We start from the raw sequence: 23,348 nt of genomic DNA on the forward strand, positions 1-23,348 counted from the left end.
AGGTACGTTTAGCCACCAATTTGCATCTCCAGTATTGGCGCTAACACATTTCCCTCTCTGCCCAATCGAGTATGGTAAACCTGTCGATATGCAAACACGTTTTTGACGTAATCACGCGTTTCTCGATAAGGAATAAGTTCAATCCACAATTCTGCGGGCATGGCCTCCTTGGGTAGCCATTTTTTAATCCGATGATAACCAGCATTGTAAGACGCGGTGGCTAATATTTCGTTGCCATTGTTCTTCTTTTTCAGATATTCCAAGTAATCGGTCCCCATCCTGATATTGGTCGCTGGCTGAAGTAAGTTACGCTTAGAGACGCTTTGTTTGCTGACATAACGCGCGGTACTAGGCAGTAATTGCATCAGGCCGTAGGCATTCGCATGAGAACGCGCATCGGGCGCAAAAGAACTTTCTCGACGGGCAATCGCAATGCTCCATGCCACATCGATATGATTACGCTTGCTATAGCGGTTAAACAGTTCCTCAAAGGCCATAGGAAAACGCAGGTCTACATAATCCCACGCTTTGATCTCTGCCAGTGTATAAATGGTGCTGTCGTACCAATCTAACTCAGAAGCCAACATGGAAGCCGCTAATTTCTCCGCAACACTCGAGGTATTGGTCAGATAATTCCATTCACGTCTTGCTTGGGTATAGCGTTCTAGCTCATAGAGCGCTTTGGCACGTTTAAAACCAGGTGCTTGAGAGACTTTGGCCAATAAACTTGGAGGGACATCCAATGATTTGTTATTGAGAGAGATATCTAAGCCTAAACGCCCTGCAGCAAGAAACCCGTAGTAATCACGCTCTGATGCAATGTTTTGCCATAATTGTTCAGCTCGGGTGGTTTGCCCACGTTGTGCGTAACTGTATGCCAACCAATATTTTTGACCATGGCTAAGATTATCAACCCCGGTAAACAAGGCCGCAATGCCTGACCAGTCTTGTTCTTTGAGCATATTGCTCATTAACCATTGACGCAGTTTGCTGTCTTGTTTTTCAACCGGCACCTTATTGAGCCAAAAGCGTGCTTGCGGATGGCCTTTAGATGCCAACGCCAAGGCAAACCGATACGCGACACTATCCTTTTGCTGCTCGCTAAATTCGAACATTCTTTGCAGTTTATCCCACGCGCGTAACGCCAATTTTTGGTCTCGCCAAATCAATCTGCGCATACCATAAACGGCAATCTCAGCTTCTTTTTTACTGCGTTTTTTATAGCGATACAGTCCAGCTGCTGCACTTGGGTCACGCCTAACCGTGGTATAAAGATCTGCTAAATACGCTTCGTTGTCGGGCAGCAGTGTTTTTAGGTAGCGAAGTAGCGACACTTGACCACCTTGCGCGGCAGAAGTAATACGCTTCCAAATCTGTTTTTGCGTTAAATAACCCGCTTTTTGCCATGTTGTGAATAAGCGATCACAGGCCTTGGGCTGTGATTTTCCCACTGTCCAGAGGTCACTCACCTGATCTAAAATTGCTTTTTTCGGTGCGCCTAAATCGAGTTGATACTGCAAGTAAGTGCACTGCAAATTCGCATCTGTGGTATCACGGTAATATTCCACAAACAGCGCCTTCTTATTACTGCGCTTTAAATGTTTCAGCCAGCTTTCTCTAACAGGCCATTCGAGTGGTGTGCTTTGATACACACTTAAAAAATGGGCGATTTCTTGATGGTACTTCATGCGCGGATGGCGTTCATAAAACGCCATTTCAACGTACGGCTTTAGCGGATGATCTAATGCACCAACTGCCTCCGTGTATGCTTGGTAATTACCAGACCACGCTATGCGCTCAGCCTGCTTAAATGCTTCATGATCGTCGCTCCCCAGTGAAAACCAGCTGGTGATCCCCAAGCCAGTCGCAACAACCGATAAGATCCATGACTTCATATTCACCTGTTTAATAAATTGTCTTTAAAAACGCGCGAAGAATACAGGCTTACTTTATTCATCTTCGCAACCCAACTTATAGAGCAAAGCCAGAAAATCCTGACTAGGCTGTAAGTGCTTAAAACGAGACTCAGTCACCATAACATCAAAGCACACGCTTTTTAAGGTGTGGGTAAACACTGAGTAAATTTTTCATTGCAATTTTCATTTAAAGCGGCCAAACTGGGTGAAATAGCAACTCATCGTACCAGTGTAAATACACGGGAGAACAAGCATGTTATACAAGAGCGAGTCCTTTGTTGTTGATTTTTGCAAAGGCAAGATTGCTGAATTCAAATTTTGTATGCCGGGTTCGGTTAACAAACTATCTCAGCAAACCCTAAAAGAATGCGCTCAAGCATTCCAAGAATTAAGCCAACGCGGCGATATTGACGCGATGGTATTCACCAGTGATAAAGACCACTTCATTATTGGTGCTGACATCTTTGAATTTTTACCTACCTTCCAGCGCCCAGAAGAAGAACTTGTCGGCTGGATCAAAGATGCCACTGACGTATTTGATGCCATTGAAGATTTACCTTTCCCGACCGCTTCTGCAATCCACGGATTAGCATTAGGTGGCGGCTGCGAGTGGTTACTCGCCACCGATTACCGTTTAGCGAGCAGCACAGCAAAAATTGGCTTACCTGAGGTAAAACTCGGCATCATGCCAGGCTTTGGTGGTACCGTACGTCTTCCTCGCTTAATCGGCGCTGACAATGCCATGACGTGGATCAGCACAGGTAAAGAGAATCGCGCTAACGATGCTCTTAAAGTGGGTGTGGTCGATGGCGTGGTTGCACCGGAAAAATTATTTGATGCGGCCATTCGCGTACTAGAGCAAGCGATTGCTGGTAAGCTTGATTGGCGCGCAAAACGCCAAGTGAAACTTGAACCATTGAAAATGAACCGCACAGAGCAAGGCATGAGCTTTGCGATGGCGGAAGGCATGGTACTGGGCCAAACAAAAGGTCATTACCCTGCGCCATTAATGGCAGTTAAAACTATTAAGGCAGCGGCAGGTTTAGGTCGTGCTGAAGCCATGGCCATTGAAAATGCCAACTTTGCAAAGTTAGCTAAAACCAATGAAGCCGCAGCGCAAACTGGCATCTTCCTAGCGGATCAATACATTAAAGGCGTTGCCAAAAAGCAAGCGAAAGCCTCAAAACTTGAGATCAAACAAGCTGCGGTACTGGGTGCGGGTATCATGGGTGGCGGTATTGCCTACCAATCTGCCTACAAAGGCACACCGATTGTGATGAAAGACATCAATCAATCAGCCCTTGACTTAGGTATGAATGAAGCGGCGACCATTCTTGGTAAGAAAGTGCAACGTGGTCACATGGCCATGGATAAAATGGTTGCTACCCTAGGTAAAATCAAGCCTACCTTGGAAGAGCGCGATTTAGAACATGCCGACATCATAGTTGAAGCGGTTGTTGAAAATCCAAAGGTGAAACAAGCGGTACTTTCTGCATTAGAAGCACAACTACCAGCAGGAACCGTGTTAACTTCTAACACCTCAACCATTCGTATTGACGAACTGGCATCAGCGCTAAAGCACCCAGAAAACTTCTGTGGTATGCACTTTTTTAACCCTGTACCAAAAATGCCATTAGTTGAGATCATCCGTGGTGAGCAGACGTCTGAAGACACCATCAATGCCGTTGTAGATTACGCATTAAAGCTGGGTAAATCGCCTATCGTTGTCAATGATTGCCCGGGCTTTTTCGTGAACCGAGTGCTGTTCCCTTACTTCGCGGGCTTCAGCCAAATGGTTGTTGAAGGCGCTGACTTCACACTAATCGACAAAGTCATGGAAAACATCTTCGGTTGGCCGATGGGTCCTGCTTACCTCCTTGATGTGGTCGGTATTGATACCGCAAACCATTGTACTGGTGTGATGGCAGATGGCTTCCCTGAGCGTATGGCTCGCCAAGAAAAAGACCCTGTTGCTGTACTAGCCGCTGCAGAGCGATTTGGTCAAAAGAACAAACAAGGTTTTTATCAGTATGCCCCCGATCGCAAAGGTCGCTTGAAGAAATCCAAAGATGCGGCATCAGTTGAACTGCTCAGTAGCATTTGTGCACCAAGCACCCAATTCGATAAGCAAACCATCATAGAGCGCTGTATGGTACCTATGCTGAACGAAGTACTGCTTTGTTTACAAGAAGGCATCGTGGCATCAGCGCAAGAAGCGGACATGGCGTTGATTTACGGCATCGGTTTCCCTCCATTTAGAGGCGGTGCATTCCGCTACCTTGACCAAATTGGTCTGGCAAACTTCGTCGCTATGGCAGACAAATATGCACACCTAGGTGCCATTTACCAAGTGTCTGAGCAAACACGCGCTTGGGCAAACGAAGGTAAAGTGTTCTATTCAGTGGAGGGCCAGTAACATGTCAACAATGCAACAAGCTGTTATCGTCGATTGTCTTCGCACCCCTATGGGCCGTTCAAAGAATGGTGTATTCAAGCATCGCCGTGCGGAAGACTTAAGCGCGCACCTAATGAAAGGTATTTTGGATCGCAACCCAAGTGTTGACCCTGCGTCTATCGACGACATTTATTGGGGTTGTGTGCAGCAAACATTAGAACAAGGTTTTAACGTTGCTCGTAACGCGGCACTCCTTGCAGGTATTCCTCATACCGTACCGGCTGTCACTGTGAACCGCTTATGTGGCTCATCAATGCAAGCGCTTCATGATGCGGCACGCGCCATCATGACCGGTGCTGGCGATACCTACTTAATTGGCGGTGTTGAGCACATGGGTCACGTACCTATGACCCATGGCGTTGACTTCCACCCTGGTCTATCAACGTCAATTGCACAAGCGTCTGGTTCAATGGGTTTAACGGCTGAGTACCTAGCAAGCATTCACGGCATTAGCCGTGAGCAGCAAGACCAATTCGCTTATCGCTCACACCAACGTGCGCACGCTGCGACGGTCGAGGGTCGTTTCGCACGTGAAATTTTACCAATGGAAGGCCATGACGATGATGGCATTCCAGTCTTAGTTGAGCATGATGAAGTTATTCGTCCAGAAACAACGGTTGAAGGCTTAAGCCAGTTACGTCCTGTATTTAACCCGGCATCGGGTACTGTGACAGCGGGTACTTCTTCTGCATTATCTGACGGTGCGTCAGCCATGCTGGTTATGAGTGAAAGCAAAGCAAAAGAACTAGGTTTACCTATTCGCGCGCGCATTAAGGCAATGGCGGTTGCAGGCTGCGATCCATCCATCATGGGTTACGGTCCTGTTCCGGCGAGTAAAAAAGCACTGCAACAAGCCGGTATCACCATTGAAGATATCGATGTAGCGGAGCTTAACGAAGCATTCGCAGCACAATCATTACCTGTACTTAAAGACTTAGGCCTGCTGGAAGTAGCAGACGAGAAAGTGAACCTAAACGGTGGTGCGATTGCACTCGGTCACCCACTAGGTTGTTCAGGTGCGCGTATCAGTACGTCGTTAATCCATATTATGGAAGATAAAAATGCCAAATATGGCTTAGCAACCATGTGTATCGGATTAGGACAAGGTATCGCGACCGTATTCGAACGAGTCGAGCGTTAATCATCCCTGAGCCAAGTAAGTTGTCAGCTTGGCTATTTCAATTCAACTTGGTGACAAAGGCAAAGTAGTTTATCTACTTTGCCTTTTTTCTTGTCATATCGCCGCTGTTTAGTTTATTTGTCACTTTACTATGGTTAAAATAGCAGCCCAATAATTTTAGCTAGATGTAAGTGAGTTAGCCTATGCCATTTTCGAATCCCGATCATACGCTTGATGCGGTAGGACTGCGCTGCCCTGAACCCGTCATGATGATCCGTGGCATGGTGCGTAAAATGAATGATGGCGAAACTTTATTGATCCTAGCGGATGACCCATCAACAACACGAGACATTCCAAGCTTCTGTGAATTTATGGACCATACATTAATCGCCCAAGATACCGAACAAGTACCTTTTCGATATGTGGTAAAAAAAGGCCGTTAGGCCTTAGTTGACCTAACTACGACTGATCATCACAGTCGGTGCACTGCCGTCGGTGTAATCAAAGGTGATCGTATACCAGCCCTTTTTGTCTGGCATAAAGCTGAAGTAGTTATAGACCGTATTACAATCCGCCAATGTTGGCTTGTTCAACGTCAATGACCCTTGTACCTTGTAACCGCAGTTGTAACCTTGGCTCCAATCAGCATCCGCCAATTTAAATTCATACACCTTACCCGGCGTCATAAATTTTGCCTTAACGGTATAAACCCCGAGCTGAGTTTCTTTTAAGAGATAATGAGGCTCTGCATCCCATAGTGTAAAATCACCGCGTAGATACATTGCTCTGTCCAACGTATTGACGATGGTCAATTGCCCATTTTCATGACTTAATTGCACTTGGCTAGAGCAAGCAGATAGCAGCAAAGCCATGGCCAAAGTTGTAATTTTCCTCATTTGTGCTCCCACAAATTCTTTCATCTTAAACTTTTTAAGTGAACACTTGCTTACTTTATAAGCGCTTATTATTTTAACTGACAATAAAAAAGCCAGCACAATTGCTGGCTTTTAAAACATCATAACGATTAGTTCTGCAGTACAGAAATATCAGCCGTATTTAAGAACAAACGGCTTAGTTGGCTAAGCAGGGCTAAACGGTTTTGTTTTACCGCTTCGTCATCCGCCATCACCATCACGTTATCGAAGAAATTATCAACGGCTTCGCGTAAACTTGCTAAGCGCGTTAAAGCTTGTTGATAGTCACCTTGCTGGTAAATTGGTGCAAGTTCAGCTGACAGTGCAGCAACCTGCTCTGCAAGTACTTTTTCAGCAGCTTCCACTAATAGCGCGTCATTCACCTTGGCATCGCTGGTCACATTATTCTTAGCAAGAATGTTATTTACACGCTTGTTTGCCGCCGCCAACGCATCCGCTTCAGCCAACGTGCGGAAGTGACTTACCGCTTTAACGCGACGGTCAAAATCAACTGGAGCAGTAGGACGGCGTGCAAGTACCGCTTGAATCACATCAACGCTGATCCCTTCATCTTGATACCATGCGCGGAATCGACCCAGCATAAATTCAAGAACATCTTCAGCAACCTTGTCATTACTTAATTTGTCGCCGAACAAGGCTTGTGCTTTAGCAACCACTTCATTGATATCTAGCGCCAGCTCTTTTTCTACCATGATGCGCAATGCACCAATCGCTGCTCGGCGTAATGCAAATGGGTCTTTGTCGCCTTTTGGCGCTTGGCCAATACCAAAAATACCCACCAAGGTATCGAACTTATCCGCCAGTGCAACGGCATAGCTGATTGGGTTTGAAGGTAACTCATCGCCTGCAAAACGCGGCATATATTGCTCGTTTTGTGCCAATGCGACTTCTTCGGCTTCACCGTCAATACGTGCGTAATGCATACCCATTACACCCTGTACGTCGGTAAATTCCATCACCATTTCACTCATCAAGTCTGTTTTACTTAATAAACCCGCGCGCTCTGCTAGTGCTTTGTCAGCCCCCACTTGCTCGGCAATGTAACCCGCTAATGCAGAAATACGTTCAGACTTATCTTTCAGCGTGCCTAATTGCTTTTGGAACAGCACCGTATCAAGCGATGCTAAACGGCTCTCTAATGTTTTCTTCTTGTCGGTTTCAAAGAAGAACTGTGCATCGGCTAAGCGTGGACGTACTACTTTTTCGTTACCCGAAATAACCACACTTGGGTCTTTACTTTCGATGTTTGATACAAACAAGAACTTATTAATGAGCTTGCCGTCATTATCAAGCAACGGAAAGTATTTTTGGTCATCCTTCATGGTGTAGATCAGCGCTTCAGCAGGTACAGCCAAGAATGCTTCTTCAAACGAGGCCGTCAGTGTTACTGGCCACTCTACCAATGATGTAACTTCTTCTAGTAAATCTTCATCCATTGCCACTTTAGCATTGACCGCTGCTGCCGCCGCTTCTATTTGTGCACGGATCATCTCTTTACGCGTTTGGTAATCTGCAACAACATAAGCGCCTTTGAGTACATCAAATACTTCATCTGCATGCTTAACTGTCACACGCTCAGGATGATGAAAACGATGGCCTTGTAATTCATTGCTGATTTGTTTACCCAGTACTTCACCGTGCACTTGTGTACTACCCAGTAGCGCCGCTACGGTATGTACAGGACGAATGAACTGAGTCTTGTAAGCGCCCCAACGCATTGGCTTAGGAATTGGTAATTTAGCCAGCGACTTATTGATGACATCAGCTAACAGCTCAACCGTTTGCTGACCTTTCACGGTCGCGCGGTGCATGAGCCATGCGCCTTTATCCGTTTCAATCGTTTGTGCTTCGCTTACTTCAATACCGCAACCGCGCGCCCAACCTTGTGCCGCTTTTGTCGGGTTGCCATCGGCGTCGAATGCAGCCTTAGTCGCAGGACCACGCTTTTCCACAACCTTGTCTTGCTGCTGCGTTTCTAGCGCAGTCACTTTTAAACCAAGACGACGAGGAGAGGCATACCAGTCAATGGTTTGATAGCCTAATTCAAGTGCAGCTAATTCTGCCGCCATGTTTTCACAAAACGCTTCTGCAAGTTTACGCAGTGCTTTTGGTGGTAATTCTTCTGTACCAATTTCTACTAATAGATTGTCAGTCAACATGCTTAATCCTTACAAAGCGGGAAACCAAGCGCTTCACGCGCATCATAATAAGCTTGCGCACACGCCTTTGATAACGCACGAACGCGCAGAATATAACGCTGACGCTCAGTTACAGAGATCGCATGGCGCGCGTCTAACAAGTTAAATGCATGAGATGCTTTCATTACTTGCTCGTACGCTGGTAAAGGTAAGCCTGCTTCAATAAGCTTTTCACTTTCTTTTTCACACTGATCAAATTGTGCAAAGAGTGCATCCACATTGGCGTGTTCAAAGTTGTAAGTCGATTGTTCCACTTCGTTTTGATGGAATACATCGCCGTATGTCACTTTACCCATTGGTCCATCCGTCCATACCAGGTCATAGATGCTATCCACACCTTGTATATACATGGCTAAGCGCTCTAAGCCATAGGTAATTTCGCCGGTTACTGGTGAACATTCTAAGCCACCAACCTGCTGAAAGTAGGTAAACTGAGTTACTTCCATGCCGTTAAGCCATACTTCCCAACCAAGTCCCCACGCACCTAACGTTGGTGATTCCCAGTTGTCTTCTACAAAGCGTACTTCGTGCGTTAGCGTATCAATACCCATTGCGGCGAGTGAGCCAAGATAAAGTTCCTGAATATTATCTGGAGATGGCTTAAGCACTACTTGGAATTGATAATAGTGTTGTAAACGGTTAGGGTTTTCACCGTAACGACCATCTGTTGGACGACGACACGGTTGCACGTAGGCGCTCGACATTGGCTCAGGGCCAATCGACTTTAAGAAAGTCAACGGGTGGAATGTCCCCGCACCAACTTCCATATCAAGTGGCTGTGCGATTACACACCCCTGCTGAGCCCAGTAGTCCTGTAAAGCCAGGATCAACCCCTGAAAGGTTTTAACGTCATATTTTTGCATAGTTGGCTTATTTATAATTAGGATCTTATCTGCCTTGAAGCATGCCTTATTTTACTGCGACAGCCAAGGTTTGATGATTGAAAATTACGCTCAGTATACCGCGAGCTGGGTCACGTTTTAAGCGTTAAAATGCAAAAAAGCAGCCATTTGGCTGCTTTTTTTCGGCATTGCGTAAATCATTAAACGTCTAAGTTAACGACTCGTAATGCGTTAGTTTCGATGAACTCACGGCGTGGTTCAACTTGGTCGCCCATAAGCGTTGCAAACAATTGGTCTGCTGCAATGGCATCTTCAATAGTCACTCGTAACATACGACGTGCTGCTGGGTCCATGGTTGTTTCCCAAAGTTGATTTGGGTTCATCTCACCCAGTCCTTTATAACGTTGTGTATACAAGCCACGCTTAGACTCACCAATCAACCAATCCAATGCTTCTACAAAGCTATCAACTGGTTGCGTCTTCTCGCCACGCTGAATATAACCACCCTTTTGGATAAGCGTGCTAATTTGCTTGCCTGTATGTGCAATACGCACATAGTCTTTTGACGTGACAAAGTTATAGTCGAGCGTATACGCCTTATCTACGCCGTGTTGACGGATCTTCACGACTGGGTAGTACATATGACGCTCGTCGTCATAGCTTACTTCAGAGCTGAAAATAGTTGCATCTTCGTCACAATCGATAAGGTCTTTCACAAGCGCTTCAGTCCAAGCCGTTACCTTTGCTTGATCACTTAAATCTGCCTCAATTAACTCTGCTTGATAGATAAGACGATTGGTTACAGACGCAGGGAATTTACGATTTAGTCGCTCGATAATTTTCACCGTACTTTGGTAATCATTTACGATATTTTCTAAATCTTGCCCTTCGACCGGTGTTGCACCTTCACTTGGGTAAAGTGCCGCACCATTCAATGCAAGTGAAGTTAGGTATATAGTTAACGCTGCATCGTCTTTGATGTACTGTTCCTGCTTACCCTTTTTCACTTTGTATAAAGGAGGCTGTGCGATATAAACATAGCCACGCTCAATGATTTCTGGCATTTGACGATAGAAGAAAGTTAACAGTAGCGTACGAATGTGAGAACCATCGACGTCAGCATCGGTCATGATAATGATACGGTGATAACGCAACTTCTCTGGGTCATATTCGTCACGGCCAATGCCACACCCTAGCGCAGTAATTAACGTAGCAACTTCTTGTGAAGACAACATTTTGTCAAAGCGTGCTTTTTCTACGTTTAGGATTTTACCTTTCAGTGGCAAAATTGCTTGGTTCTTACGGTTACGGCCCTGCTTTGCAGAACCACCCGCAGAGTCACCCTCCACTATGTATAGTTCAGAAAGTGCGGGGTCACGCTCTTGGCAGTCGGCCAATTTACCCGGTAAACCGGCTAAATCCATCGCGCCTTTACGACGCGTCATTTCACGTGCTTTACGAGCAGCTTCTCGTGCACGCGCTGCATCTATGATTTTGCCAACAACCGTCTTGGCATCTGCTGGGTGCTCTAATAAAAACTCACTCAGTTTTTCCGCCATTGCCTGCTCAACCGCAGATTTAACTTCGCTTGATACCAATTTATCTTTGGTCTGAGACGAGAATTTTGGATCAGGTACTTTCACGCTAACAACTGCTGTTAGACCTTCACGCGCATCATCGCCCGTAGCATTACTGGTAGTTTTGGCTTTTTTGTTAAAGCCCTCTTTTTCCATGTAGTTGTTCAAAGTACGTGTTAGAGCCGCACGGAAACCAGCTAAGTGAGTACCACCATCTCGCTGTGGAATGTTATTGGTAAAACAGTATATGTTTTCTTGGAAACCGTCATTCCATTGCATTGAAACTTCAACACTGATGCCATCTTCGCGTTCAGTCGTGAAGTGGAAAACACTTTGATGAACTGGTGTTTTCTTGCGGTTCAAGTACTCAACAAATGCTTGAATACCACCTTCGTACTTAAAGTGGTCTTTTTTATTCTCTTCTCGCTCATCAACTAAAATGATACTCACACCCGAGTTAAGGAATGAAAGTTCACGTAGTCGTTTAGCTAGAATATCGTAGTGGAAGTTTATGTCTGAGAAAGTCTCGCTACTTGGCCAGAAGCGTAATTCAGTCCCAGTTGTATCTGATTCACCAATCTCTGCCAACGGTTCATCCGGTACACCCATGGTATATTTTTGCTGATGCACTTTGCCTTCACGGCGAATTGTTAATTGTAGTTTTTCAGAAAGTGCGTTTACAACAGAAACACCTACACCGTGTAGACCACCAGATACTTTATATGAGTTGTCATCAAACTTACCGCCCGCGTGTAGAACTGTCATGATAACTTCTGCAGCAGACACGCCTTCTTCTTCGTGTATAGAAGTCGGAATACCACGGCCATTATCTCGAACAGAGACCGAACCGTCGGTATGGATGGTCACGTATATATCGTCACAGTGACCCGCCAGCGCTTCGTCAATTGAGTTATCTACAACCTCGAATACCATATGATGTAGACCTGTCCCATCATCAGTATCCCCTATATACATTCCTGGACGCTTTCTTACCGCATCCAATCCTTTCAGTACTTTAATACTGGACGAATCGTAATTTTCAGACATGGTTTCTTCCAATTATTTTGTTATTAAGCTGCCATGTTTCACGTGGAACATACTACATGCTCTTTGCATTGGTTCCACCACGGCAGAAATACTTTCAGCGGTGATTGCCGTAATGAACAGTTGTGACTGACATTGCGCCAACAAAGCAGAAACACTCTGCATTGTCTCTTCACCTAACTCTGAAGGTAAATCATCTATAAGCAATATTGATTGCTTATCTGTCTCGAATTCGATCAAGCTATTTTGTGCAACTTTCAGTGCATATAAAAGTAACTTGAGTTGACCACGAGATAATATATTCTCTACGCCATGGCCTTGAACATAAAAACTAAAGTCAGCTTTATGCGGGCCTTTACTTGTATAGCCAAGCTTTGCATCTCGCTCGAATTGCTGCTTTAGCTGCGTTGCTAGACAATCTTTCCACCCAGCATCATAGCGTATTTCAAGCCCAGAAAATATGGGTATTTGACATACTATTTTATCAAAAAATAGCGCCTCAAACCTACTTATATACGCTTTTCTGTAATTATTTATTTGTTCGGCTAGACGTACAAATTCTTTGTCCCAAAATTGCACCTGTTCTGCGTAATTTGAGGGCCGAGATTTGAGTAATGCATTACGCTGCTTCAATACTTTATTGAAATTACGCCATGCATCAAAAAACGCATGTTCCACGTGGAACACACCCAAATCTAAAAATTTGCGGCGCTCTTTTGGACCACCAAAGAACAATTCGTAACTCTCAGGGGTGATAACCTGAACGGGAATTAGCTGAGCGAGCTCAGACATTTTTCGGCTCGTTTGACCTTGGATCTTGAGCTTAGTTTCGCCCAGAACATCTTTACTAATACCTACCGGTATAGACAAGTTATGTATTTGTTTTTTAGCGTGAACAACGCAACGCGTTTGTTCGTGTCGGATGAGAATTTTGTGCTTATTGGTGCGAAAGGATTTGCCATGAGACAAAAAATAAATTGCTTCGAGCAGTGAGGTTTTACCGCTACCATTGGCCCCGTAAATAATATTGATATCTGGACTGGGCTGAAACGATAGAGCCTCAATGTTACGAAAATCACCGAGGCTTATATGGGTCAAGCTCATAAACTATAGACGCATTGGCATCACAACATAAGTGGCTTCTTCGTCTCCAACGCCCTCTATAAGCGCGCTGCTATTTGAGTCGAGCAAAGTAAACTGAACATCTTCTGTTTTTAGCGTATTCAATACGTCTAATACATAAGACACATTAAAGCCGATCTCTAAATCATCTCCCTGATAGCCTACTTCAACCACTTCCTCGGCCTGCTCTTGCTCCGGGTTATTTGCGCTAATTTTCAAAATACCATTAGACAAGTTTAATCGTACGCCACGGAATTTTTCATTAGATAGAATAGAAACCCGTTGAAATGCACTACGTAACCATTCGCGATTAGCATGAACCAGCTTGTCACCACCTCTGGGCAATACGCGTCGATAATCAGGGAAACGACCGTCGACCAACTTACTGGTAAAAATAAATTCAGAATCAATCAAACGCACATGGTTAGCGCCGAACTGAATGGTGATAAGCTCATCATCCGCAGGCAATAGGCGCATGATTTCTTGCACGCCTTTTCTAGGAATGATTAATTGACGCTGAGTATTCACAGAGCTACTTAACGTTTTTTGCGCTATGGCTAAGCGGTGTCCATCAGTAGCAACCGTTTTAATTTCGTTGGCATCAACTTCAAAAGACATGCCGTTTAAATAATAACGTACATCTTGGTTTGCCATCGAAAAATGCGTGCTCTCAAGCAACTTTCTCAACTCCAAACGTGTGCATTGAAACTCGACTTCGCCATCCCACTGTTCGAGATTAGGGAAATCTTCTGCTGCCAACGTGGTAAGAGAAAAACGGCTTTTGCCACTTGTCAGCAGCAATTGGTGTTCTTGACTCGCTAGCTTTAATTCACTGCTATCGGGCAAGCTTTTACAAATATCGAGCAGTTTTTTTGCTGGCAATGTAATTTTCGCATCCGCTGATGGTGAATCCAATTCAACTGTAGCAACGAGTTCAATTTCAAGGTCAGTACCTGTCATAGCCAAAGTGCCGTCTTTTATTTCCAATAACACATTAGAAAGGATCGGCAAAGTGTGTTTGCGTTCAATCGCTCCCGACACCTGCATTAATGGCTTCAAAAATTGCTCTCTGGAAATTGTAATTTGCATAACTTAAACAGCCCTTAAGATGACAATGTTCTGATCAGGTTTTGATAATCTTCTTTTACTTCGTGAGACTCATCACGAAGTGCCTTCACTTTACGACATGCGTGTAAGACCGTGGTATGGTCCCTGCCACCAAACGCATCACCAATTTCTGGCAAGCTATGGTTAGTTAATTCTTTTGACAACGCCATCGCGACTTGTCTCGGTCGAGCCACAGAGCGACTACGGCGTTTAGATAATAAATCAGAAACGCGAATACGATAATATTCAGCCACCGTACGCTGAATGTTGTCGATGGTTACCAGTTTATCTTGTAACGCCAACAAATCGCGCAGTGCTTCTTTTACGAAGTCGATAGAAATAGGTCGCCCAGTGAAGTTTGCATTCGCAATCACGCGGTTCAATGCCCCCTCTAGCTCACGCACATTCGAACGCAATTTTTTAGCAATAAAAAAGGCAACTTCATGGGGCAAATTAATATTACTTTGCTGTGCTTTCTTCATTAATATCGCGACGCGAGTTTCAAGTTCAGGCGGCTCAATGGCAATGGTTAAACCCCAACCGAAGCGAGATTTTAATCTGTCTTCAACGCCTTCAATTTCTTTTGGATAACGGTCTGAGGTCAAAATGATTTGTTGGTTACCTTCAAGCAATGCATTGAAGGTATGGAAGAACTCTTCTTGTGAGCGCTCTTTGTTAGCAAAAAATTGAATATCATCGATCATCAAAGCATCAACGCTACGATAGTAACGCTTGAATTCTTCAATCGCGTTATTTTGCAGTGCTTTAACCATATCCTGAACGAAACGCTCAGAGTGCATATAAACTATTTTTGCATCTGGCTTCTTGTCCAAAATACCATTTCCGACGGCATGTAATAAGTGTGTTTTACCTAAGCCAGTTCCACCATAAATAAATACGGGGTTAAATGCCGAACCCGGGTTATCCGCAACTTGCGTTGCAGCCGCTTTTGCGAGTTGGTTTGATTTACCCTCAACAAAGTTATCAAAAGTATAATTTTCTTTGATATTCGGCTTATAAGCCGATTTAGGTGCGGGCTCAACTTTTTCCGATGGTGCTGTGGCTTTTGTTGCACTGCTTTTATCTTCACTGTGAATTGGTGCGGCAGCAGTTGCCGGCCTATCCACAACGGTGGCCGCAGCATTGCCAAGTATTGGCTTGCTACCCACGTCAAAGCGAAGCTCGGGCGCCTCGTCTCCACAAATTTCTATGAGTAACTCATTAATCCGGTTTAGGTACTTTTCTCTCACCCAATCCAATACAAACCTATTAGGCGCGTAAATAGTTAAGGTATCTTCGGTACTTTCTGCCTGAAGGGGTCTCACCCACATGCTAAATTGCTGAGATGGCAATTCATCCTGCAATACATATAAACAACTTTGCCAAACCGACAGATACACACTGAACTCCAAAAGCAGTTAATATTCCCGGTCACCAAATGAGGTGAAAAAAGAGACGGGAATTTTCGTTTATTATCATAAAATTATTCGTGGAAGCCGAGTATTATGAAGCGATCTTATCCACAACTTCAATATTGACTTTTTTAAAAATGAGGATCTTGTTGATAAAAAAATACAACACGTTGTTTTTCAACTATTTTTATTTTAGATCCAAGAGTAAGATCATAGCAAAAAAGCAGCAAGATCTCATCCTTATTTTACGATCTATTTTAGTTTTCCAAAGCTTTTTGCCATATTTCACCCAACACCTGTGGAAAACTTCAATCAGATCAGATCGTTTTCGATCTACTAGGTTGATCGAAAGATCTTGCTATATAATAGTGCCAACCCTAACTGGCAGGCTGATTTTGGCCGCTGGCATAAAAAACCACCAGCACTGTAAGATTATGATTGACTTTAGGGCCTGTCGGCATTACTATCTCGCGCTCGCAATGGCACCTGTGCCAGGATCGCGACCTGCATAGGATGTTTTAAACTTAACCGATCGGATGGAATTGTTATGAAAAGAACTTTTCAACCTAGCGTATTAAAGCGCAAACGTACTCACGGTTTCCGTGCTCGCATGGCAACTGCAAATGGCCGTAAAGTACTAGCACGTCGTCGTGCTAAAGGCCGTAAAGTACTTTCTGCTTAATATTTAGTGGAAAGCTTTAGCTTTGGCAGGGAGTTACGTCTGTTAACTCCCTCGCATTACTCCAGAATATTTCAAGAGCCTGCTCGCGCAGCAACCCCCTTCTTTACTTTACTTGCAAAACCCAATGATGTTGGACGTCCGCGTCTCGGTTTAACTGTGGCTAAAAAGCGCTGTAAGTTAGCCAGTCAGCGTAATCGTATCAAACGACTTGCTCGCGAAAGTTTCCGTTTGAATCAACACAAACTCGATAACATTGATATTGTATTAATGGTTAAAGATGGCATTGCGCAGCAAAGTAATGAAGAACTCACGAAGCAACTCGACAAATTATGGCGAAAAATTAACGAACGCTGTAAACCCGGTGCACCTAAACCCAAACCGTTTAAAAAGCGCGCAAACAATCAAGCTAAGCCAAAAAAGTCTCCAGTAAAGGCTGAGCAAAAACGTGATAATACGCCCCGCTCATAGCTTTAGCACCTGATTTAGGGTATCTTTAGCTCACCTTTTGAACATAGTTTGTGTGACAATGACCAATAAAGCGTTCCGGCCTTGGTATCTACGTTTAAGTACATTACCAAAAGCAGTATTCGTTACTGTTATCAAAGGCTATCAACGCTTTATCAGCCCAATGCTGGGCCCCCATTGTCGTTTTAATCCTACTTGCTCCCATTATGCAATTGAGGCGATAAATTGCCACGGATTGCTAAAAGGGAGTTGGTTCGCACTAAAACGCATATTAAAATGTCACCCTTTAAGCGCAGGTGGGGATGATCCCGTACCTGATAAATCAACCCAAGTTAAACACCAACACGAGAAATAAGAGCTGTTATGGAATCACAACGCACGTTTTTATTTATCGGTTTATTGCTTGTGTCGTTTTTATTGTTTCAAGAATGGAACAATACTTACAACAAGCCACTAACTGATACCAGTGCCACCACGCAAGTGACCACCCCTACGTCAAACCCAGCACAAGATGATATCCCGCCTTCTAGCCAAGGGGATGTACCAGTTGCCGCAACCAAAGCAATCCGCTCTACTATTTCTGTTACTACAGATTTGTTTGCAGTGCAGATTGATACGAAAGGTGGTGATATTGTTGAAGCTAAATTACTTCAACACACAGAAACTCATGGCAGTGACGAACCTTACCTACTGTTAGGCGAGTTTGAGAACAAACAATATATTTCTCAAAGTGGCTTAATTGGTCTCAATGGTCCGGATGCGTCTCGTGATGGTCGCCCTGTATATCAAACATCGCAACAAGCTTACACATTAAACGGTGACGAATTACGTGTACCACTTACCTATATTGATAGCAAAGGTGTTACCTTCACCAAAACCTTTGTATTTAAGGCGGGTCAATACGACGTAGGCCTTGAGTACAATGTAAACAATACAAGCGCCGATCCAATTCAAGTACAGTTGTATACACAAGTTAAACGTACCGTTCAAGCTAAAGGTAGCATGGTTGATCAAACCTACTTAGGTGCGGCGTATGGTACAAATGAAGATCCATATGAAAAGTACAACTTTGATGATATGGCTGAAGCGAACTTAAATAAGAATACCCAAGGTGGCTATATCGCCTTTATTCAACACTACTTTGTCAGTGCTTGGGTACCAGACCAAAACGTCAACAGCACAATTTATACATCATTGCGCAACGGACAAGGTATCGTAGGTGTTAAAAACGAGCCTGTAAACATCGCAGCGAACAGTACAGCAACACTTAACTCAACCTACTATATGGGTCCTAAAGATGGCGATGCACTGGAAGCCATTCAACCAGATCTTCACCTCACAGTCGACTACGGTTGGTTGTGGTTTATCTCTAAGCCATTATTTGTATTATTGAAACTGATCTATGGTGTAGTCGGTAACTGGGGTGTGGCTATCATCGCAATCACCATCATTGTTAAATCTGCGCTATATCCACTGACTAAAGCGCAATACACCTCAATGGCTAAAATGCGTATGCTACAGCCAAAAATGCAAGCGTTAAAAGAGCGTTATGGCGATGACCGTCAAAAGTTCGGCCAGGCGACCATGGAGCTTTACCGCAAAGAAAAAGTAAACCCGATGGGTGGCTGTCTACCTTTATTACTGCAGATGCCTATTTTCTTAGCGCTATTCTACGTGTTCTTAGAGTCTACCGAATTGCGTCACGCGGAATTCGCACTGTGGTTAACAGACCTTTCATCAAAAGACCCATACTACATTTTACCAATCCTGTTTGGTGCAAGTATGTTCTTAACACAAAAGTTGCAACCAATGACGGTCACAGATCCAATGCAACAAAAGATGATGACGTATATGCCACTGGTGTTTACTTTCTTCTTCGTGATTTTCCCATTCCCTTCAGGTTTGGTGCTTTACTGGTTAGTCTCTAACTTGATCACCATTGCTCAGATGCTTGTCATCTACCGTGGTATGGAGAAAAAAGGTTTGAAGGTTAGATAACCCGATCATCTAATAAAAAATGCCCGCTATCATGCGGGCATTTTTGTATAAAAAATTATAAAACTATAAAAATCATAATTTTGATATTTTTTTATATCGATTTTAGTCACCTTTGATAGGCGTTCATCACAACATTTTAAATAATGCCACCTCATATTTTTTAGACGAGGCTGGTTATGTTTTACGACCTACAAAATTTGTTACTTTCACAGTTAAATACGCCCTCGCTGCAATGGTGGCTGTTATTAGCTGCATTTGCCTGTGGGGTACTTGCAAGCTTATCGCCCTGTGTTTACCCACTGTTACCCATTACCATTGCGTCATTTGGCAATAACCATTCAATTAATAACGCTGGCTGGACACGACCACTCTATTACTGCCTTGGCTTTGCCACTCTTTATGCCTTTCTTGGTTGGTTAGCAGCAGCAACTGGCAATATGTTCGGACAGGTTGCCAGTCATCCATTGGTACTTATCGTCTTTGCTAATTTGCTGCTTTACTTCGCGGCTGTATTAAAAGGTTGGTTACGCTTGCCAACACTTTCCTTTCAGTTTATGTGCCACCAGCGTAATGCGTTTTTAATGGGGGCCGCCAGTGGACTGATCGCGGCGCCTTGTACCTCCCCTGTACTTGCCGCTTTGCTGTTATTCGTGGCAAAGCAGCAACAAAGCCTCTTTGGTGCCGGCTTATTGTTTAGTTTTGCGCTGGGTATGAGTGCATTACTGCTACTCGTCGCTATCAGTTCCACACGTTTACCAAAGTCAGGCCCTTGGCTGCGCATCACCCCTAATATTTTTGCACTATTACTGATTGTTATGGCTCAGTTTTATTTAATTAAAGCTGGGCAAAGCTGGTTTTTTTAACATCATTTAAGGAAATACATATGAAACCTTTACTCTATTTATCCGCGTTATTGATCAATTTGGGATATACCCCAGCGCATGCCAGTCAAACCCACATAGGGAATTATGTACAAACGCAAACGATCCAAGGGCAGCATATTAACACCTCGGGTAAAGTCACCTACCTAAAGTTTTGGGCCACCTGGTGTCGCTATTGCGTCGAAGAAATGCCAGTGCTTGAAAATATTGCACAGTCACACAATGATAATTTAAATGTGCTGTCTATAAATATTGGCTTCAACCAATCTCAAAAGCTGGTAGAGCGCTTCCTGGCACGTAATAACTATACTGTTGCAACCGCTTTTGATAGCTCAGGCGAACTCACACGCCAGTTTGATGTACTCAGCACCCCAACACATATCCTATTGGATGAACATGGTAATGAGCTTTATCGCAGCGCGATGATGAACGATGAACTAAAGCAAAAACTACAGATCTATTTACCTAAGGAGTTCAGTTATGAATAAGCTATTGCTACTCATCCTTGCACTGATTTCATGTTGCCACGTTGATAACCTTAAAGCAGCACCCACAGATAACATCACTGAACTAGTTTTTATTGATATTTGGGGAGAATATGCCACAGCCAGCACGCTACCCAAAACACAGTATCCACGGCAATACTTACAGCCAGATCTCAATGTTTATCAGGCTGATATAGATAAGTTTGTAATGACTCACTCTCAATATAAAAATTTAAAAATAGATAAGTTAAATACACTGATGAGAAAATATGCGGTGCGTTCCACACCGACAATAGTACGACTAAAAAATGGCAAAATGATAGCAAATATCCCATTAGGTAGCTTTGATACATTACCCAATAAGGAGCATGTTCCGATCACTAAAAACCATCTGCGGCTGCACGATATCGCAGGAGGTGAACATGATTTTTCTACTAAAAGTAAGCAAAAACGCCTTATTCTGTTTGCCGATGCATTATGCCCGGCTCGTCATTTGCCAGCATGTGAAGAAAAAGCAAAGCAACATGCTGCTTTTATCTCTCTCAGTGGCTTTGAAAAACTCACGGTGATCAAACCATTTTATGTCACGATGGAAAATGTTAAAGCCTATCAGCAACGCTTTGCTAATAATCATCCCGTGCTTTTTGATACCCACAATGCTTTATTTAGACGATATAAAGTCAGTGGACTGCCTTATTGGCTATTACTAAGCGAAGATAATCGTGTACTCTACCGCGGTTCGCAACCACCTAGTGACAGCCAGCTGGCTCACTACTCCAAGGTCCACTCGGATTGACAGTAAACACTAAACGGAGGTGGTAACAATTCTATTTGTACATGACTTTGTTGTGATGTTGTCACTACCGTGAATAGCTGGGCTAAGCGCTGATCATCAGCATTCCATTGCTTGCCAAAACGCTGCTTAGCCCTTTCTATCAATACATTGGCTTGCCTTATTTTTCCCAGCTTAAAGTAGGCATAGGCTCCATACAAAGCCTCAAGTTTTTGTGCTGGCTCATTTTCTAATAGCTTTAGCGCGCTTTGATACTGCTGTTGTGACACTTGTATATACATTTGCGTATAGCGACCATATGCGTAACTGTCAGTTAATTCATTGGCGTAAAACATGTCTGTCGCCTGCTGAGCCAGTTCTGCAGCTCGTTCATACTGCTGTAAAGAGATATGGATCCAACTCAGCAACAGCTTAGCACTGGCACGTGTAACTTGATCGATTTGCTCCTCTTGAAGCAAACGCTCAAATCCTTGTTGAGCCAACCCATAAGCGCTTTGATTTGCTAACGGTGCTTTAAATGCAATATCCATATTTGCCATGGCAATTAAAAACTGTGTATGCCAACTCAGTGGTACTACTAACTCATTGTTTGCATTTAATTGTTCTAAATAATGTAGCGCCGCTTCTCCTTGATGTAATTGAATATGGAAAAATCCCAAATACAGCAGAATGCGTTGCTCCAGTAACTGGTTACCCTGTGTTTTAGCCATATTCAGAGCAGTAGTTAGTGCTCGCTCTCGGCTATCCAATGGTGCCAAGTAATTTTGCCCTAGCGCAAAATAGCTAGCCATCAACTGTGCTTGCTGCCCTTGTCGCTGATAGTAGTGAATAGCCTGTTTTACAACAGTTAAGTTATCAGCCATATCAACTTCAAAGTTCTGCTCAACGCCTATATTGGGGGGGTTTGCTAAATAAAATGCACGTTGTGATTCAGAGTGACTCAAAGATTGCGCCCCCATCAACAGTTTTGCGCTATGCATGGCTTTGGAGTGTGTTTGCCAATCTAACTGCAACCACGCCAAATCGGCCTGTAATTGGTAGGCTTGGGCCAACAACCGTTGGTGAGATAAGGCTTTCGCCTCTTTCAAAGCTTTTGATAGTGCCGATCTGACCCGAGCAAACTCTAACCGCTCTAACCAGTAACGCCCCGTGTATAAGTGAAAGCGTGTATTTAGATAACTAAAACCAGGGCTAAGTTCAATGGCGTCAAACAACTGTTCCGCATGCTTCTGCTCACCCATTTGCCATAGGATATTTGCCAGTTCCAGTCGCGCAGCTTGATTACTCTGATCATGCACCAGTGCGGCTTCAAAATAAGGTTTTGCCGAACGCATGCCTTGATAACTCAAGGCACGCAGACCGGCAAAATAATTCTGCCGTGAAGGTGCGCGAGAAGAGACTAACTCTGTTGATAGAGTTTCAACTTTACCATTAAGTTGCGTAATGAGTTGTTGAGCAAGCTCGCCAACAGGCGCATGCAGATCCTCACTAATAACCTGACCAAAAATAGGTGGTTGTCCTTGATGTACTACTTGATAATTCAATATAAAACGCTGTTGTTGCTGAGTTAGTTTTGCGGAAAAGCTAATATCTGTTCTACGTAGTTTGTCCTGTGTGGCCACTTCAACCAAATCAAAAGACGGTGCAGCAATTTGTTTCATGTGCTGCTGTAGCGCAAACCCCCACCAATCCAGTGCAGGCAGCCCTGTTAAGTTTTCAATATCCTTCACGATCAAACGTGTTTTCGCATTTTTCAGACTTATTTGGTTCGCTCCTTGGCCTGTATTGGATGAAGTAGCAAACCAAATAACATTCCCGATCACCGCAATCACCACTAAAACAAAAAATAACATCCACCAAAATTTGCTAGATTGCTTTGCATCATTCACTTGAGGCGCAGTATTGTGTACTTCAGCTATCCACATATACCCTTTTTGCGGCACCGTTTTTATGAACTGAGGTTGCTGTGCACTGTCACTTAGAACCTTTCTAAGCTCTTGAATACTTTGCGTTAGTGCAGCATCTCGAAAATCACTGTGTTGCCAAAGCGAGGTTAAGATCTGCTCTCGCGTAAGCAGCTGATCTGGATTATCTAAAAATAACGTGAGTAGTTGAGCCACTTTAGGACGTAAAACACGGCTTTGCGTATCCCATGTGAGTGTTTCCAACTGAGGATCAAATTGAAACTGCTTAAACTGATACACAACAAGGCGTTCCTTGACCAAAAAGTACCGTCAATATACAAAACTACAGTGATTATGTCATGGCTGATAATGGCTGTGTTTGTCGCTTTGCTGTACAATTCGCGCTAATGTA

19 protein-coding genes are annotated in these 23,348 nt (G+C 43.9%); 10 read left to right on the top strand and 9 right to left on the bottom strand.

The window, feature by feature from the left end; genetic code table 11:
• Positions 1–8: 8 nt before the first annotated feature.
• Positions 9–1,895, bottom strand: a complete 1,887-nt coding sequence (locus AC5FX4_RS02510) for a transglycosylase SLT domain-containing protein (RefSeq protein WP_493604945.1) — start codon at positions 1,893–1,895, stop codon at positions 9–11.
• A 274-nt stretch (positions 1,896–2,169) separates the two neighbouring features.
• On the opposite strand from AC5FX4_RS02510, the gene fadB reads away from it, so the two are divergent.
• From fadB to tusA, 3 genes are all read left to right on the top strand, one after another.
• Positions 2,170–4,332: a fatty acid oxidation complex subunit alpha FadB gene (gene fadB / locus AC5FX4_RS02515; protein ID WP_493604946.1), complete on the top strand. Its 2,163-nt coding sequence runs from the start codon at positions 2,170–2,172 to the stop codon at positions 4,330–4,332.
• 10 nt (positions 4,333–4,342) lie between these two features.
• A complete protein-coding gene (gene fadA / locus AC5FX4_RS02520; RefSeq protein WP_493607758.1) occupies positions 4,343–5,512 on the top strand; it encodes an acetyl-CoA C-acyltransferase FadA in 1,170 nt (389 codons plus the stop codon).
• 182 nt (positions 5,513–5,694) lie between these two features.
• Entirely contained in the window at positions 5,695–5,934 is a 240-nt protein-coding gene (gene tusA, locus AC5FX4_RS02525; protein WP_493604947.1) for a sulfurtransferase TusA, read from the top strand.
• A gap of 12 nt (positions 5,935–5,946) precedes the next feature.
• Here the strand turns inward: tusA and AC5FX4_RS02530 are convergent, their stop codons facing one another.
• The 7 genes from AC5FX4_RS02530 to dnaA form a co-directional block, all read right to left on the bottom strand.
• Entirely contained in the window at positions 5,947–6,387 is a 441-nt protein-coding gene (locus tag AC5FX4_RS02530) for an early set domain-containing protein (protein ID WP_493604948.1), read from the bottom strand.
• A gap of 128 nt (positions 6,388–6,515) precedes the next feature.
• Positions 6,516–8,585 (bottom strand): glycine--tRNA ligase subunit beta, encoded by a 2,070-nt coding sequence (gene glyS / locus AC5FX4_RS02535; protein ID WP_493604949.1) that lies wholly within the window; start codon positions 8,583–8,585, stop codon positions 6,516–6,518.
• Between the two features lie 2 nt (positions 8,586–8,587).
• Positions 8,588–9,487, bottom strand: coding sequence for a glycine--tRNA ligase subunit alpha (glyQ, locus tag AC5FX4_RS02540; protein ID WP_493604950.1), 900 nt, complete (start codon positions 9,485–9,487; stop codon positions 8,588–8,590).
• Positions 9,488–9,666: 179 nt separating this feature from the next.
• Positions 9,667–12,090 carry a DNA topoisomerase (ATP-hydrolyzing) subunit B gene (gene gyrB / locus AC5FX4_RS02545; protein WP_493604951.1) on the bottom strand — a complete coding sequence of 808 codons (2,424 nt, stop codon included), beginning with the start codon at positions 12,088–12,090 and terminating at the stop codon, positions 9,667–9,669.
• Positions 12,091–12,102: 12 nt separating this feature from the next.
• The gene (recF, locus tag AC5FX4_RS02550; RefSeq protein ID WP_493604952.1) at positions 12,103–13,191 is read right to left on the bottom strand and encodes a DNA replication/repair protein RecF; all 1,089 of its coding nucleotides are present in this window, start codon (positions 13,189–13,191) and stop codon (positions 12,103–12,105) included.
• Between the two features lie 3 nt (positions 13,192–13,194).
• Positions 13,195–14,298, bottom strand: a complete 1,104-nt coding sequence (gene dnaN / locus AC5FX4_RS02555) for a DNA polymerase III subunit beta (RefSeq protein WP_493604953.1) — start codon at positions 14,296–14,298, stop codon at positions 13,195–13,197.
• Positions 14,299–14,312: 14 nt separating this feature from the next.
• The gene (gene dnaA / locus AC5FX4_RS02560; RefSeq protein ID WP_493604954.1) at positions 14,313–15,716 is read right to left on the bottom strand and encodes a chromosomal replication initiator protein DnaA; all 1,404 of its coding nucleotides are present in this window, start codon (positions 15,714–15,716) and stop codon (positions 14,313–14,315) included.
• A gap of 559 nt (positions 15,717–16,275) precedes the next feature.
• Between dnaA and rpmH the strand changes: the two genes are divergently transcribed.
• The 7 genes from rpmH to AC5FX4_RS02595 all read left to right on the top strand — a co-directional run bounded on the left by rpmH (position 16,276) and on the right by AC5FX4_RS02595 (position 21,035).
• A complete protein-coding gene (gene rpmH, locus AC5FX4_RS02565) occupies positions 16,276–16,410 on the top strand; it encodes a 50S ribosomal protein L34 (protein WP_008488847.1) in 135 nt (44 codons plus the stop codon).
• Between the two features lie 6 nt (positions 16,411–16,416).
• Positions 16,417–16,878, top strand: coding sequence for a ribonuclease P protein component (gene rnpA / locus AC5FX4_RS02570; protein ID WP_493604955.1), 462 nt, complete (start codon positions 16,417–16,419; stop codon positions 16,876–16,878).
• Between the two features lie 37 nt (positions 16,879–16,915).
• Positions 16,916–17,230, top strand: coding sequence for a membrane protein insertion efficiency factor YidD (gene yidD / locus AC5FX4_RS02575; RefSeq protein ID WP_493604956.1), 315 nt, complete (start codon positions 16,916–16,918; stop codon positions 17,228–17,230).
• A gap of 8 nt (positions 17,231–17,238) precedes the next feature.
• Complete coding sequence (yidC, locus tag AC5FX4_RS02580; RefSeq protein ID WP_493604957.1) at positions 17,239–18,873, top strand: membrane protein insertase YidC; 1,635 nt, start codon at positions 17,239–17,241, stop codon at positions 18,871–18,873.
• 176 nt (positions 18,874–19,049) lie between these two features.
• Positions 19,050–19,736, top strand: coding sequence for a cytochrome c biogenesis protein CcdA (locus tag AC5FX4_RS02585; RefSeq protein WP_493604958.1), 687 nt, complete (start codon positions 19,050–19,052; stop codon positions 19,734–19,736).
• Between the two features lie 20 nt (positions 19,737–19,756).
• Positions 19,757–20,242 carry a TlpA disulfide reductase family protein gene (locus tag AC5FX4_RS02590; RefSeq protein WP_493604959.1) on the top strand — a complete coding sequence of 162 codons (486 nt, stop codon included), beginning with the start codon at positions 19,757–19,759 and terminating at the stop codon, positions 20,240–20,242.
• A complete protein-coding gene (locus AC5FX4_RS02595; protein WP_493604960.1) occupies positions 20,235–21,035 on the top strand; it encodes a hypothetical protein in 801 nt (266 codons plus the stop codon). Before AC5FX4_RS02590 ends, AC5FX4_RS02595 begins: the two co-directional genes overlap by 8 nt.
• Here the strand turns inward: AC5FX4_RS02595 and AC5FX4_RS02600 are convergent.
• Positions 21,011–23,236 (bottom strand): winged helix-turn-helix domain-containing protein, encoded by a 2,226-nt coding sequence (locus AC5FX4_RS02600; RefSeq protein ID WP_493604961.1) that lies wholly within the window; start codon positions 23,234–23,236, stop codon positions 21,011–21,013. The two genes, AC5FX4_RS02595 and AC5FX4_RS02600, sit on opposite strands and share 25 nt — an antisense overlap.
• Positions 23,237–23,348 lie beyond the last annotated feature (112 nt).

This window comes from Pseudoalteromonas sp. ATL1, assembly GCF_058933015.1.